Origin of the sequence: Streptomyces atriruber (assembly GCF_001418325.1) — a bacterium.
GTDB lineage: Bacteria > Actinomycetota > Actinomycetes > Streptomycetales > Streptomycetaceae > Streptomyces > Streptomyces atriruber.
On sequence record NZ_LIPN01000032.1, the window covers coordinates 1 to 13,987 of the forward strand.

The window sequence follows — 13,987 nt, forward strand, 5'->3', positions numbered from 1 at the left end:
CCCCTTCGCCCCGCCCGTCGCTCCCGCACCCCCGCTGTACGAGTCGTGCACGGACGCGCCCCCGCCGATGAGCCCCGAGGTGCTCGTGGAGGCCCGCCGCGAGGTGCATCTGCTCCTCCTCTCCTGCATGGAGATGGACCGGCTGGACTGGCAGTCGCCGGAGTCGGCGACGAAGCTGGAGGGCATCAGGCGCGCCTACCGACCCGGCCTCCCGCAGACCTGCCGGACACCCGGCAACCTCTGGTTCTTCGCCGTGCTGCTCGGCGGCGGCATGGAGGCGCTGCAGACCACCCTCGCCGAGACGGTCGACGCCTGCCGTGCCCTCGGGTACGAGTGGGAGCTCGCCGCCGCCCTCCAGACCCGGGCCAACATCCTCGCCAACCGCACCGACTGGGCGGGCGACGCCATCCGTGACGCGGACGAGGCGCTGCAGGGCTTCCGGCGGCTCGGTGACGTCTGGGGCATCGCCGAGGCGCTCGCCGCACGGGGCGAGTCGCACGAGCGGCGCGGCGAGTTCGCGGCGGCCATGGCGGACTACGAGGCCGCGGTCGGGTACGCCGAACAGCTCGGTGCCCAGAGCCAGGTGGCCCTGCTCAAGGCCCGGCTCGGCTCGATCCTGACGGACTCCCCGGAGCAGCGGGACCTCTTCGAGAGAGGTGAGGGGCTGCTGCGGGAGGTCCTCGAGAACCCCGGCCGACACGGTGCGGGCGACGCGATGCCCGCCGCCCGGCTCTTCTACGCCCTGGCGCTGGGCCGCTGCCGCCGCCTCGACGAGGCGCGCGAGCAACTGCGGCTGCTGCGCCTGGAGTTCAACGGCATCGGATACGCGATCTTCGACAGCTCCGTGCTCGGCATCACGGCTTGGCTGGACGCGCTGGACGGACGGCACGTCGAGAGCCTCGCGACGGCGTGCGAGGCCTTCGAGAAGGCTCTCGACCCGTTGTCGCGGATCGTCGCCCCGCAGATGGTCTCCGTCCATCTGTCCGTCGTCGCCATGGCGTCGGCCGGGTACGGCGACGGGGATCGCGCGTACGACGCCGCGCGGCTGCTCGCGCTCGCGGACCGGGAACTGCCGCCGGAGCACTTCGCGAACACGATGGAGCGGGAGATCCGCGAGGCGGCGGAGGCGCGGTCCCGCGCCGTGCTCGGGGACGACGCGTACGAAGCGGCGTACGCGAAGGGCGGCAGCCTCCCTCTGGAGGAGGCCACCGCCCTGTGCGCCGCGTGGGGCGAAGCGACCCGGTGATCAGTTCTTCGTGCGGAACTTGTGGATCGCGATCGGCGCCATGACCACCGTGAGCGCCACCGACCAGCCGACCGTCACCCACAGGTCGTGGGCGACGGGCCCGCCGACCATCAGGCCGCGCGCGGAGTCCGCGAGCGAGGAGAGCGGGTTGTAGTCGGTGAAGCCCTGCAGCCAGCCCGGCATCGACTGGGTCGGCGCGAAGATCGACGAACCGAACTGCAGCGGCATCAGGACCAGGAAGCCCATCGCCTGCACGGACTGGGCGCTCTTCATCGAGACGCCGAGGACCAGGAAGATCCACATGATGGACGTGCCGAACAGGGCGGAGAGGCCCACGGCGGCGAACAGGCCGCCCCAGTTCGTGATGTCGAAGCCCACCAGGACACCGACGATCATCATGATCGTCGTCGCGATGAGCAGCCGCATCAGCTCCACCACGATCTTGGCGAAGAGCACCGAGCCCTGGCCGATCGGCAGGGTCCGGAAGCGGTCCATGATGCCGTTCTGGAAGTCCTGGTTGAAGCCGGTGCCGACGGCCATGGCGATGTTCATGCTCATCATCGCCATCATGCCGGGCACCACGTACTGCACGTACTGGTCCTGACCGCCGCCGAGCGCCTGGCCGATGGAGCCGCCGAAGACGTACACGAACAGGAGCGTGAAGACGATCGGCATCAGGACCGCGTCGAACATCGACTCCGGGTCCTGCCGGATCCACAGCAGATTGCGGCGGACCAGCGCGCCGGTGTGCCGGACGTGGCCGCGCAGGCCGATGTGGGCGTCCGCCTCCCCCTTCTTGAGGGGGGCCGTGAGAGTGGTGGCGCTCATACGGCGACCTCCTCGAGTTCGCTGGGGCGGGCGTCCTGCGGGGCACTGGCCTTCTGGCCGGTGATGGACAGGAACACCTCGTCCAGGCTGGGCAGTTCGGTGGCTATCGAACCGATGGTGATGCCGCGCGCGGTGACCGCGCCGACGACGGCGGTCAGCTGCTCGTCGCTGAGGATCGGGACGAGGACCGTGCCGGACTCGGCGTCCACCGTCGACGTGGCGAGGCCCGTCAGGCCCAGGTCGTCGAGGGCGCTCGCCAGCGGGCTCAGCTCCAGCGGGTCGGCCGGGCGGATGCGCAGGGTGCGGCCGCCGACCTTCGCCTTCAGCTCGTCGATGCCGCCGTTGGCGATGACCTTGCCGCGGTCGATGACCGTCAGTTCGGAGGCCAGCTGCTCGGCCTCCTCCATGTACTGGGTGGTGAGCAGCACCGTCACGCCGTCGGTGACCATGCGCTTGACCTCGCTCCACACCTCGTTGCGGGTGCGGGGGTCGAGGCCGGTCGTCGGCTCGTCCAGGTAGAGGACGGAGGGGCTGCCGATCATCGACGCGGCGAGGTCGAGGCGGCGGCGCATACCGCCGGAGTAGGTGCTCGCGGGGCGCTTGGCCGCCTCCGTGAGCGAGAAACGCTCCAGGAGACCGTCGGCGCGGGACCTGGCCTCCTTGCGGGACAGGTCGAGCAGCCGCCCGATCATGTACAGGTTCTCGCGGCCCGACAGCTTCTCGTCCACCGCGGCGTACTGACCGGTGAGGCCTATCACGCGGCGGAGCTGGCGGGGCTGACGGACCACGTCGTACCCGGCGACCACGGCGGAGCCCGCGTCCGGGGTGATGAGGGTGGACAGGCAGCGCACGAGGGTGGTCTTGCCCGCGCCGTTGGGCCCGAGGACGCCGAGGACGGTGCCCTCGCGCACGTCGAGGTCCACGCCGTCCAGTGCTTTGGTCTCGCCGTAGTGCTTGACCAGTCCCCTTACGGTGACCGCGCTCCCTGCGCCGCCGGGGTTCATGTCGATTCGGTTCATGACCCCAAGGTGTCAGAGGCCACCGACAAACCACCGACATCCCACCGACAGGCGGCCCGACACCCGGTGGACGGCGCCCGCGGAGAAGCGGCAGCCCGTCGACGGGGGAAGATCGACGGGCTGCCGTGGTGCCGCATTGGTCTCAGGCGGTCATCGGTGGACCGCGTGCTCGGGTGCCGGGAACACGCCGCCGACGACGTCCTCGGCGAACGCCTTCGCCGCGCCGGCCATGACGCCCCGCAGCTCCGCGTACTGCTTCACGAAGCGCGGCATCTTTCCGCCGGTCAGGCCCATCATGTCCGTCCAGACCAGCACCTGGGCGTCGCAGTCGGAGCCCGCGCCGATCCCGACGGTCGGGATGTGCAGGGAGCGGGTGACCTCGGCGGCGAGCTCCGCGGGGACCAGCTCCAGGACGACCGCGAACGCGCCCGCGTCCTGCGCGGCCTTGGCGTCGTTGAGGAGCCGGTGGGCGGCCTCGTCGCCGCGGCCCTGCACGCGGTAGCCCATGGTGTTCACGGACTGCGGGGTCAGGCCGAGGTGGGACATGACGGGGATGCCGGACTGGACCAGCAACTCCGTCTGTGCCAGGGAGCGCTCGCCGCCCTCCAGCTTCACCGCGCCGACGCCCGCCTCCTTCACCAGGCGGGTCGCCGACCGGAGCGCCTGGACGGGGCCCTCCTGGTACGAGCCGAACGGCAGGTCGCCGACGATCAGGGCACGGCTCGTGCCCCGTACGACGGCCGCGGACAGCACGGCCATCTCGTCGAGGGTGACGGGCACGGTGGTCTCGTACCCGAGGTGGCAGTTGCCCGCCGAGTCGCCGACGAGCATGACGGGGATGCCCGCCTCGTCGAAGACGGACGCGGTCATCGCGTCGTAGGCGGTCAGCATGGGCCACTTCTCGCCGCGCTCCTTGGCGGCGGTGATGTCGCGCACGGTGATGCGCCGGGTCCCCTTGCCGCCGTACAGCGCCTTGCTGCTGTCGGGGCTCTGCGGGGCGTCGGTGCTCTTCTGGGCAGCCGAGAGCTGCGTCATCGCAACGGCTCCTTCTGTCATCTCGAGGCGCCCTGACGGCGTCCCCGGATCACCTCCATGGTGGCACCACGTGCCGCTCCGGGGCTAGTGCGGTGCCCTGTGATGCCGATCGGGTAAAGCGGGTCTATACCGTTCGGCAAGGATTTCCAATACGAGACGGTCTCGTATCGAAATGGATTTACGCTGCTCTCATGTCTTCCCCTGCCATACCCACCCCGCCCCGCGTACCGGAAGCCGTCCACCGGCGCCGGTGGGCGATCCTCGGGGTGCTGATGCTCAGCCTGCTGATCGTCGTACTCGACAACTCGATCCTGAACGTCGCCATCAAGACGATCTCCACCCCCGAACCGACCGGCCTCGGCGCCACCCAGAGCGAGCTCGAATGGGCGATCAACGCCTACACGCTCGTCTTCGCGGGCCTCCTCTTCACGGCGGGCCTCCTCGGCGACCGGCTCGGCCGCAAGAAGGTGCTGCTCGGCGGCCTCGTCGTCTTCGGCATCGGATCGGCGCTCGCCGCGATGTCGGGCTCGCCCGTCCAGCTCATCGCCTTCCGCGCGGTGATGGGCCTCGGCGCCGCCTTCGTGATGCCTGCCACCCTCGCCGTCCTCATGAACGTCTTCGAGCGCGACGAACAGCCCAAGGCCATCGGCATCTGGGCGGGCGGCGTCGGCCTCGCCATCGCCATCGGACCCATCACCGGCGGCGTGCTGCTCGACCACTTCTGGTGGGGCTCGGTCTTCCTCATCAACGTACCGATCGTGATCGTCGCCCTGGCCCTGATGACCTGGCTGGTGCCCGACTCCCGCGACCCCGCGCCCGGCCGCATCGACCTCTTCGGCGTCGCGCTCTCCGTCGTCGGCCTGGTCCTGCTCGTCTACGGCATCATCAAGGGCGGCCAGCTCGCCGACTTCACCGACCCGGCCGTCCTCGGCACCGTCGTCGCGGGCCTCGTCGTGCTGGTCGGCTTCGTGCTGTACGAGAAGCGCAGCGACCACCCCTCCGTCGACATCGCGTACTTCAAGAACCGGGTGTTCTCCGCGGCGATCGCCGCCATAGCGCTCGTCTTCTTCGCGCTGATGGGCGTCACCTTCTTCTCGGTCTTCTACACCCAGAGCGTGCGGGGCTACTCGCCGCTGCAGACCGGCCTGCTGATGCTGCCGCTCGCCGTGGCCCAGCTGATCTTCGCGCCGCGCGCCCGGCTCGTCGTCGACCGCTTCGGCGTACGGGCCGTGTGCACCGGCGGACTGCTCCTGCTGACGGCGACCCTGGCGGCCTTCACGCTGCTCGACGCCGACACCCCGATCTGGCTCCTGGAGGTCGTCTTCTTCCTGATGGGCACCGGCATGGCGCACGTCATGACGCCCACCAGCGTCGTGATCATGCAGGCCCTGCCGCGCGAGAAGGCCGGCTCCGCGTCCGCGCTGAGCAACACCTTCCGGCAGGTCGGCGGCGCCCTCGGCATCGCGGTCCTCGGCTCCGTGCTGTCCACCGCGTACCGCAACGGCGTCGAGGACAAGCTGGCCGTGCTGCCCGAAGGGGTGCGGCACACCGCGGGCGAGTCCATCGAGGCGACCCTCGGCGTCGCGGCGAAGCTCGGCCCCAGGGGCGAACCCCTGGTCTCCGCGGCCAACGACTCCTTCCTGCACGCCATGCACGTCACGGCGCTGTGCGGCGCGGGTGTCGCCGTGCTCGGCGCGCTGGTCGTCTTCCTCTTCCTGCCGGGACGGACGCCCCCGGACGCCGCCCCGCAGGAGGAAACGGACGAGCCGGTGGGCGCCGCCGGGCGCTGAGGCAGAATCGGCCCGGCGGCCGGCCGGGCGGCCGACGCGGAGAGAGGGAGAGACGACGTGGTCCAAAAGCGCGTGCGGGTCGCGGGCGGCGAGCACGCGGCGGAGGCACCGCCCCTCGCCAGGAACGGCCGGGGACGGCCCAGGAGCGAGGCCGTGGAGCAGGCGATCATCGAGGGCGTCGTGCGGCTCCTGGAGGACGGCGTCTCCCTCACCGAGCTGTCCATAGAGCGGATCGCCCGCACCGCCGGCGTCGGCAAGGCCACCATCTACCGCCGCTGGGACGGCAAGGAGGCCCTCTTCGTCGACGTCATGCGCGCCTTCGAGGAGCCCGACCCCGAGCGGCCGGGCACCTCGATGCGCGACGACCTCGTCTGCATCCTGGAGAGCCTGCGCCGCCGCGGCCTGACCATGCGCTCCTCGGCCCTGCTGCACAACGTCTTCGCGCAGATGAAGGCGCTGCCCAAACTGGCGGAGGCCTACCAGGAGACGGTCGTCGCGCCCCGCCGCCGCATCATCCTCGACGTGCTGCGCCAGGGCGTCGCCGACGGTGAACTGCGCGCGGACGTCGACCTGGAGATGGCCAACGACCTGTTCGTGGGGCCCATGCTGCTGCGTACGATCCTGCGGCCGGGCGCCCCGCTCGACGACCACCTCGCGGAGCGGATCGTCGACACGGTCCTCGAAGGGCTGCGGCCGCCCGCGCGCTGACTCGCAGTTATGCGCATTTCGTCACAGAGGAGGCTCTCCGCCGCTGATCAGGAACCCGTCGCGACGCCTCATTCGTCCTGGTGCCTGTACGGCCGTCGTGGACGGCAGGGACGACACCGGATCATCGCCTAGGGTTTCAGGGGCGGGACAGACGGTGTGCACGGCAGGCAGTGAGGCGACGAGAGCATGGCGCAGGCGTATATGACGGAGACGGACGACGGCGGCTCGGGACCCGAGCGTCCCGGGTCCCGGTTCCGCCGCCTGCTCCAGGGCTGGCGGGGCGACCCGGGCATCTGGCGGCGCGGACTGGTGACGGCGGGCCTCGCGGTCTTCCTCGCGCTGGTGATGCTCTTCCACGCGCAGATCCCGAACAACGTGGGCAACCTCGGCTCGCTGACCGAGACCTTCCTGCCCTGGCTCGGCTTCTTCATCCCGGTGCTGCTGGTCGTCGCGGTGGTCCGCAAGTCCGCCGCCGCGCTCGTCGCGCTGCTCCTTCCGGTGATCATCTGGGTCAATTCGTTCGGCGGCCTGATCACCGGCAAGTCGGGCACCGGTGGCGACCTCACCGTCGCCACGCACAACGTGAACGCGGACAACCCCGACCCGACCGGCACCGCCCAGGACGTCGCGGCCTCCGGCGCCGACGTGGTCGCCCTGGAGGAGCTCACCCCGGCCGCCGTGCCCGTGTACGAGAAGGCGCTGGCGGGCGAGTACAAGTACCACGCGGTCAAGGGCACCGTCGGCCTCTGGAGCAAGTACCCGCTGTCCGACACCCGGCCCGTCGACATCAAGCTGGGCTGGGTCCGCGCGATGCGCACGACCGTGACCACGCCCAAGGGCGAGGTCGCCGTCCACGTCGCGCACCTGCCGTCGGTGCGCGTGAAGCTCGACGCGGGCTTCACGGCCAACCAGCGCGACAACAGCGCCGACGCCCTCGGCGAGGCCATCGCCGACGAGAAGATCGACAAGGTCATCCTGCTCGGCGACCTCAACGGCACGATGAACGACCGCGCGCTGAACGCGGTCACCTCGCAGCTGCGGTCCACGCAAGGTGCGGCGGGCGACGGCTTCGGCTTCAGCTGGCCCGCGTCGTTCCCGATGGCGCGCATCGACCAGATCATGGTCAAGGACGTCGAGCCGGTCTCCTCCTGGACGCTGCCGAAGACGGGCAGCGACCACCTGCCGATCGCGGCGCGGGTCGACCTCTCGTCGTAACGCCCGCGTCGTCCGTACGTGACCTCACTGATCCCGGGCTGATCCGCCCACACGGAATACTCGGTGCGCGGGACTTTGTTCCGCAAGTAAACTTACGGGTTCTCTGTCTCTCCGCACCGCTCCTGTTCCGTGGAAGGTACTTCTTCATGCCCCTGGCCCTGCTCGCCCTCGCCGTGGGCGCCTTCGGCATCGGCACGACCGAGTTCGTGATGATGGGCCTGCTGCCCAACGTCGCCGACGACCTGGACATCTCCATCCCCGTCGCCGGGCACCTCGTCTCCGCGTACGCGCTCGGCGTCGTCATCGGCGCCCCGCTGCTCGCCGCCGTCACCGCGAAGCTCCCGCGCCGCCGCGTCCTGATCGGCCTCATGGTGCTGTTCGTGGTCGGCAACGCGCTGTCGGCGGCCGCGCCCGACTACCACCTGCTGATGGCCGCGCGCTTCCTCAGCGGACTGCCGCACGGCGCGTTCTTCGGCGTCGGCGCGGTCGTCGCCACCGGGCTTGTCGCACCCGAGCGCAAGGCCCGCTCGGTGTCCCTGATGTTCCTCGGCCTGACCGTCGCCAACATCGTGGGCGTGCCGGTCGCCACGGCGATGGGGCAGCAGCTCGGCTGGCGCGCCACGTTCCTCGCGGTGAGCGTCATCGGACTCGCGGCCATCGCCGCGCTCGTCCTCCTGGTCCCCGCCGACCACGGCCACGGCGACGCGACCGGCCTGCGCGGCGAGCTCCGCGCCCTGCGCAGCGTTCCGGTCTGGCTGGCGCTCGGCACGACCGTCGCCGGTTTCGGCGCGCTGTTCTCGGCGTACAGCTACATCACCCCGATGCTGACGGACTCGGCCGGCTACGCCGAGTCCAGCGTCACGCTCCTCCTGGCGCTGTTCGGCGTGGGCGCGACCGCGGGCAACCTGCTGGGCGGCCGCCTCGCGGACCACTCCCTGCGCGGCACGCTGTTCGGCGGCCTCATCGCCCTCGCCGTGGTCCTCGCCCTCTTCCCGCTGCTCATGACGGCCGGGTGGAGCGCGGCGGTCGCGGTCGTCCTGCTCGGCATGGCGGCCTTCACGACGGGCTCGCCGCTGCAGCTCATGGTCATGGAGAAGGCGGCGGCCGCCCCGTCCCTGGCCTCCTCCGCCAACCAGGGGGCGTTCAACCTGGCCAACGCGGGCGGCGCCTGGATCGGCGGCCTCGCCCTCGCCGCGGGCTTCGGCGTGACGTCCCCCGCGGTGACGGGCGCCCTCCTCGCGGTCCTCGGCCTCGCGGTGGCGGGGGTGGCGTACCTGGTCGATCTGCGGAGGGCGCCGGTGGCGGCGGTGCCGAGCCCCGTAAGGGGCTCGGGGAACTGCGGGACCAGCCCCCACCGGCCCGCAGCTCCGTCACCGGGCGAATGCGTCAGCCAGCAGCCGACTCCCGCCACCGATTGGTGATCGGCAGGCGACGGTCCTTGCCGAACCCCTTCGCCGAGATCTTCGTCCCCGGCGGGTACTGCCGCCGCTTGTACTCGGCGGTGTCCACCATCCGCAGCGTCTTGGTGACCAGCTCCCGGTCGTAGCCCGCGGCCACGATCGTGTCGGCGCCCTGGTCCCGGTCGACGTAGAGCTCCAGGATCCCGTCCAGGACCGGGTAGTCCGGGAGCGAGTCCGTGTCGACCTGGTCCGGGCGCAGCTCGGCGCTCGGCGGCTTGCTGATGGAGTTCTCCGGGATCGGCGGCGTCTGCCCCCGCTCCTGCGCCGCGCGGTTGCGCCACTTCGCGAGCCGGAAGATCGCCGTCTTGTAGACGTCCTTGATCGGGCCGTACGCACCGACGGAGTCGCCGTAGAGCGTCGAATAGCCGACCGCGAGCTCGGACTTGTTGCCCGGCGCGAGCACGATGTGGCCCTCCTGGTTGGAGAGGGCCATCAGCATCGTGCCGCGCAGCCGCGACTGCAGGTTCTCCTCGGCGAGACCGGTGAGGCCGAGCGAGCCCATGTAGGCGTCGAACATCGGCGCGATCGGCACGGTCCGGAAGTTCAGGCCGGTGCGCCGCGCCAGTTCCTCCGCGTCGCCGATGGAGTGGTCCGACGAGTAGCGGGACGGCATGGCGACGCCGTACACGTTCTGCGCGCCGAGCGCGTCGCACGCGATGGCGGCGGTGATCGCGGAGTCGATGCCGCCGGACAGCCCGATCAGGACGCTGCTGAAACCGTTCTTCGCGGCGTACGCGCGCAGTCCCACGACCAGCGCCGAGTACACCTCCTCGTCGTCGTCGAGCCGCTCGGCGTACCCGCCGGTGAGCTCGCCCTCGTACGCGGGAAGGGGCTCCTCCGACAGGGTGACGTGCTCGATGCGCAGCCCGTCGTCCACGGTGCCGGACGGCGGCACGGGCGCGGCGGCCGGCAGCTCCAGGTCCAGCACGATGCAGCCCTCGGCGAACTGCGGGGCGCGCGCGATGACCTCGCCGTCCTTGTCGACCACGATCGAGTCGCCGTCGAAGACCAGCTCGTCCTGCCCGCCGATCATCGCGAGATAGGCGGTGGTGCACCCGGCCTCCTGCGCGCGCTTGCGCACGAGTTCGAGGCGCTGGTCGTCCTTGTTCTGCTCGTACGGCGACGCGTTGATGGAGAGCAGCAGCCCCGCCCCCGCGCTGCGGGTCGCCGGCACGCGGCCGCCGTCCTGCCAGAGGTCCTCGCAGATGGCGAGCGCGACGTCGACGCCGTGCACGCGCACGACCGGCAGCGTCTCGCCCGGTACGAAGTAGCGGAACTCGTCGAAGACGCCGTAGTTGGGGAGGTGGTGCTTGGAGTAGGTCAGGACGGCCTCGCCGCGGTACAGCACGGCGCCCGCGTTGCGCGGGGCCCCGGCGGGCTGCCCGAACTTCGGCTTGGCCTCCTCGGTGCGGTCGAGATAACCGACGACGACCGGCAGCTCCCCGAACCCCTCGTCCCGCAGCCGCTCGGCGAGCGCGCGCAGCGCGTCCCGAGAGGCCTGGACGAAGGACGAACGCAGGGCGAGGTCCTCGACGGGGTACCCGGTCAGCACCATCTCGGGGAACGCGACGAGATGCGCCCCCTGCTCGGCGGAGTGCCGGGTCCAGTGGACGACCGCCTCGGCGTTCCCGGCGAGATCGCCGACGGTCGAGTCGATCTGATTCAGAGCGAGGCGTAGTTGAGGCACGAAATCAGTGTAATCGTCAGAGCGACGCGATGGCCTGTCGGGCAGGTCACCTCACGGGCCCCGCCCAGCTCTCGCTGTCGTACCTGAGCACACCGGGCTCGACCTGGACCTCCAGGGTGCGTGCGGCGTCGGCGGGGAGACTGACGGCGTACGTGGCGACGGACTGCTTGCCGGGCTGCAGCCGTCCGGCGAGCTCCCTCGGCAGATCACCGTCGAAGACCTTCTCCGCCGCGGCGCCGTCGGCGTCCTTGAAGGTGACGGTGGTCAGATCCAGGTCGACCGGCTGGTCCGAGCCGTTGACGACGGTGATCCTGACGGTCAGGGCCATCTTGCCCTGGGCGTGGCCCACCGCGTAGGGCCCCGGCTGGTAGGGGGCGGGCCGCGACACGGTCACCTTCACACCGTCGTCGTACGTGAACGCCTCCCCGAACCGCAGGGCGTCGGAGCCGCTCTCCGCGCGACGTCCGGCCGTCTCGTCTGCCGCGGCCGACGACTCCTTCTTGCCGCCCGTGCTGTGCAGCTCGTCCACCGTGTCGTTGACGACCGAGACGGTGATGGCGAGCCCGATGACCGCGAGGACCGCGGCGACCGCCCCGAGCGAGGTGCCCCAGATCGCCATCCCTCTGTTGTCGGCCCGGCCCTTGCGGGCGCGCCCGATACCGATCGAGCCGAAGACCAGTGCCAGGACGGCGAGGATGCCCGCGGCCCAGAACAGCAGCGGAATCAGCCCGCACAGCACGCCGATGATGCCGAGCACCAGGGACGCGACGCCGAGGCCGTTGCGGAGCGGCTGCGGCGGTGGCGGCGGCCGTTGCCCCCATTGGGGTGGTGGGGTAGGGGAGCCGGGAGTGGTCATGGCAGGGCCCCTCCGGGAAGGGGCAGGTCAGGTGGCGGCCTGCGGGAGTTATGCCGACATTCTCCCTCTTCCCGTCGAGAGCGCCCACTTCTGCGGGGAGCTCGGGCGGTGCTCCGGGACGGGGTCCAGGAGCACCGCCCGCGCGGTCCGGCCTGTGGAGCTACCCGTCAGGCGCGGTAGCCGAGCACCGTCATCATCCCCGCCTCCGCGTGGTACACGTTGTGGCAGTGGATCATCCACAGGCCCGGGTTGTCCGCATCGAAGTCCACCGACAGGCTGCCGTTCGGCACGATGATCGCCGTGTCCTTGCGGGGGCCGCCGCGCACGCCCGCCAGGGCGAAGGTGTGGCCGTGCAGATGGACGGGGTGCCACATCGAGGTCGCGTTGGCGAAGGTCAGTCGGACGCGCTCGCCCGCGCGGACGGGGTGGCGCTGTCCCGGGGCGTAGGGCTTCTCGTCGAACGCCCAGTCGTACTCCGCCATGCCGCCCGTCAGCCGGAGCCCGATCGTGCGGTCCGGCTTGCGGGAGGGGAGGGCGACGGATTCGTGTGCCCGTAGCTTGTCCGCCGTCAGGAGGCGGCCCTTCAGCTCGTCGGGGCGGGTCGACGCCGTCGGCGGGGCCCCGCCGCCCGTGCGCAGCACCGCGAGTGCCGCCGCCTTCTTGCCCTCGGCCAGCGCGGTCAGCGGGAAGACGCCGTCCTCGGCGGTGACCAGCACGTCGTACCGCTCGCCCATGCCGAGGAGCAGCGCGTCGGTCTTCGCGTGCCGCACGGGGAAGCCGTCCGTGTGCGTCACCGTCATCTCGTGGCCGCCGAGCGCCACGCGGAACGCCGTGTCGCCGCCCGCGTTGATGATGCGCAGGCGGATGCGGTCGCCGGGGCGGGCGCGGAACTGCGAAGGCGCCTCGGCCGTACGCCCGTTGACCAGGTAGTGCGGGTAGGCGACGTCGCCCGCGTCGCCGCCGAGCAGGTCGCTCTTGGCGCCCATCATCATGCGGGACGGGCCGGAGCCGGCAGCGGAGCTCGACATGTTCGACATGTCGTGGCCGCCGTGGCCCCCGGAGTCGTCGCCTCCCATGTCGTGGTCGGCCATGCCCTTGCTCAGCTCCGCGAGCACGGCGTCCGGGGTCGATCCGTCGACTCCGTCGACCCAGTCGTCGAGGACGATCACCCACTCCTTGTCGTACTTCAAGGGCTCCTTCGGGTCCTCCACGATCAGGGGCGCGTACAGACCGCGGTCCTGTTGGGTGCCGGAGTGCGGATGGAACCAGTACGTCCCCGGGTGCGGCACCGCGAAGCGGTACGTGAAGTCCGCCCCGGGCCTGATGTCCTGCTGGGTGAGGCCGGGGACGCCGTCCATGTCGTTGCGCAGGGCGATGCCGTGCCAGTGCAGGGACGTGGCCCGCGGGAGGTGGTTGGCGAGGGTGAGGGCGAGGGTGTCGCCCGCGGTGACGCGGACCTCCTTGCCGGGGAGCCGGTCCCCGTACGCCCACGTCCTGACCGTGGGGCCGCCCAGGTCGACCTTGGTCTCCACGGCCGTCAGCCGCACCTCGCGGGTCCGGCCGCCCCGGCCGCGCTCCTTCTCGGCGGCCGCGACCTCCTTGCCCGCCGGATCCACATATCCCTCGGGGCCGGACGCCCCGCCCTGGCCGTGTCCGCCGCCGTGATCGCCCCGGCCGCCCGGGCCCGCGTCGGAACAGGCCGTCAGGATTCCCGTCCCCGCGACCGCGGCAGCGGCGCCGAGCACGGAGCGCCGCGAGGGGACGCGCGGAGAAGCATTTTTACGCATGACTGAGTGACACCTCGTCGTGTGGTGCGTGCAGATGGGCGCATCTGCTGCTTCTGGTGCACCGCTCGACGCGGGCAGCACGAAGCAGCCGGTGCGCAGGCCTAAATGCGCAGCACCGACAGACGGGAGAGGAGTATGCGAGGCGGCGGCGGGTCGGGCCGCAGGGCGTGCAGGAGCCGTCCGGACACGGGCAGACGGGTGAGTGTCCCGCCCGGCCGCAGCAGCCCGGCGCGCACCAGCACGAGGAGCGTGAACGCCCCCAGCACCGCCAGGCACACGGACAGCGGATCCATCGCCATGCCGCCGTGCGAGTCGGGAGCGGGAGCGGGCGTGGGGGCGGAGACAGAGGCGGGGGC

Annotated in this window: 10 protein-coding genes and 2 pseudogenes; 5 read left to right on the forward strand and 7 right to left on the reverse strand. The window is 71.3% G+C overall.

Going from position 1 to position 13,987, the window contains the following annotated elements; all coding sequences use genetic code 11:
• Positions 1–1,246, forward strand: a pseudogene (locus AOK03_RS04055) (AfsR/SARP family transcriptional regulator); the annotation flags it as partial.
• Here AOK03_RS04055 and AOK03_RS04060 read toward each other — a convergent pair.
• The 3 genes from AOK03_RS04060 to panB all read right to left on the reverse strand — a co-directional run bounded on the left by AOK03_RS04060 (position 1,247) and on the right by panB (position 4,128).
• Positions 1,247–2,074, reverse strand: a complete 828-nt coding sequence (locus AOK03_RS04060; RefSeq protein WP_055563749.1) for an ABC transporter permease — start codon at positions 2,072–2,074, stop codon at positions 1,247–1,249. It lies immediately after the preceding pseudogene.
• Positions 2,071–3,093, reverse strand: a complete 1,023-nt coding sequence (locus AOK03_RS04065) for an ATP-binding cassette domain-containing protein (protein ID WP_055563750.1) — start codon at positions 3,091–3,093, stop codon at positions 2,071–2,073. The genes AOK03_RS04060 and AOK03_RS04065 overlap by 4 nt, the downstream gene beginning before the upstream one ends.
• Positions 3,094–3,243: 150 nt before the next feature.
• A complete protein-coding gene (panB, locus tag AOK03_RS04070) occupies positions 3,244–4,128 on the reverse strand; it encodes a 3-methyl-2-oxobutanoate hydroxymethyltransferase (RefSeq protein ID WP_055563751.1) in 885 nt (294 codons plus the stop codon).
• 191 nt (positions 4,129–4,319) lie between these two features.
• On the opposite strand from panB, the gene AOK03_RS04075 reads away from it, so the two are divergent.
• The 4 genes from AOK03_RS04075 to AOK03_RS04090 all read left to right on the forward strand — a co-directional run bounded on the left by AOK03_RS04075 (position 4,320) and on the right by AOK03_RS04090 (position 9,262).
• Complete coding sequence (locus tag AOK03_RS04075) at positions 4,320–5,918, forward strand: MFS transporter (protein ID WP_055563752.1); 1,599 nt, start codon at positions 4,320–4,322, stop codon at positions 5,916–5,918.
• Positions 5,919–5,990: 72 nt separating this feature from the next.
• The gene (locus AOK03_RS04080) at positions 5,991–6,626 is read left to right on the forward strand and encodes a TetR/AcrR family transcriptional regulator (protein ID WP_055563758.1); all 636 of its coding nucleotides are present in this window, start codon (positions 5,991–5,993) and stop codon (positions 6,624–6,626) included.
• A 186-nt stretch (positions 6,627–6,812) separates the two neighbouring features.
• Positions 6,813–7,841, forward strand: a complete 1,029-nt coding sequence (locus tag AOK03_RS04085) for an endonuclease/exonuclease/phosphatase family protein (protein ID WP_055563753.1) — start codon at positions 6,813–6,815, stop codon at positions 7,839–7,841.
• A 146-nt stretch (positions 7,842–7,987) separates the two neighbouring features.
• Complete coding sequence (locus AOK03_RS04090; protein ID WP_079074461.1) at positions 7,988–9,262, forward strand: MFS transporter; 1,275 nt, start codon at positions 7,988–7,990, stop codon at positions 9,260–9,262.
• Here AOK03_RS04090 and AOK03_RS04095 read toward each other — a convergent pair.
• The 4 genes and pseudogenes from AOK03_RS04095 to AOK03_RS04110 all read right to left on the reverse strand — a co-directional run.
• Complete coding sequence (locus AOK03_RS04095; RefSeq protein WP_055563754.1) at positions 9,228–10,988, reverse strand: NAD+ synthase; 1,761 nt, start codon at positions 10,986–10,988, stop codon at positions 9,228–9,230. The two genes, AOK03_RS04090 and AOK03_RS04095, sit on opposite strands and share 35 nt — an antisense overlap.
• A 46-nt stretch (positions 10,989–11,034) precedes the next feature.
• Positions 11,035–11,844: a DUF4190 domain-containing protein gene (locus tag AOK03_RS04100; RefSeq protein WP_063792416.1), complete on the reverse strand. Its 810-nt coding sequence runs from the start codon at positions 11,842–11,844 to the stop codon at positions 11,035–11,037.
• A gap of 167 nt (positions 11,845–12,011) precedes the next feature.
• Positions 12,012–13,631: a multicopper oxidase family protein gene (locus AOK03_RS04105; RefSeq protein ID WP_055563756.1), complete on the reverse strand. Its 1,620-nt coding sequence runs from the start codon at positions 13,629–13,631 to the stop codon at positions 12,012–12,014.
• 101 nt (positions 13,632–13,732) lie between these two features.
• A pseudogene (locus AOK03_RS04110) lies at positions 13,733–13,987 on the reverse strand (hypothetical protein); the annotation flags it as partial.

What these genes read in the sequence shown, in the direction of transcription:
- AOK03_RS04060 (WP_055563749.1), bottom strand. Translation starts at nt 2,074, where the DNA reads ATGAGCGCCACCACTCTCACGGCCCCCCTCAAGAAGGGGGAGGCGGAC.
- AOK03_RS04065 (WP_055563750.1), bottom strand. Translation starts at nt 3,093, where the DNA reads ATGAACCGAATCGACATGAACCCCGGCGGCGCAGGGAGCGCGGTCACC.
- panB (WP_055563751.1), bottom strand. Translation starts at nt 4,128, where the DNA reads ATGACGCAGCTCTCGGCTGCCCAGAAGAGCACCGACGCCCCGCAGAGC.
- AOK03_RS04075 (WP_055563752.1), top strand. Translation starts at nt 4,320, where the DNA reads ATGTCTTCCCCTGCCATACCCACCCCGCCCCGCGTACCGGAAGCCGTC.
- AOK03_RS04085 (WP_055563753.1), top strand. Translation starts at nt 6,813, where the DNA reads ATGGCGCAGGCGTATATGACGGAGACGGACGACGGCGGCTCGGGACCC.
- AOK03_RS04090 (WP_079074461.1), top strand. Translation starts at nt 7,988, where the DNA reads ATGCCCCTGGCCCTGCTCGCCCTCGCCGTGGGCGCCTTCGGCATCGGC.
- AOK03_RS04100 (WP_063792416.1), bottom strand. Translation starts at nt 11,844, where the DNA reads ATGACCACTCCCGGCTCCCCTACCCCACCACCCCAATGGGGGCAACGG.
- AOK03_RS04105 (WP_055563756.1), bottom strand. Translation starts at nt 13,631, where the DNA reads ATGCGTAAAAATGCTTCTCCGCGCGTCCCCTCGCGGCGCTCCGTGCTC.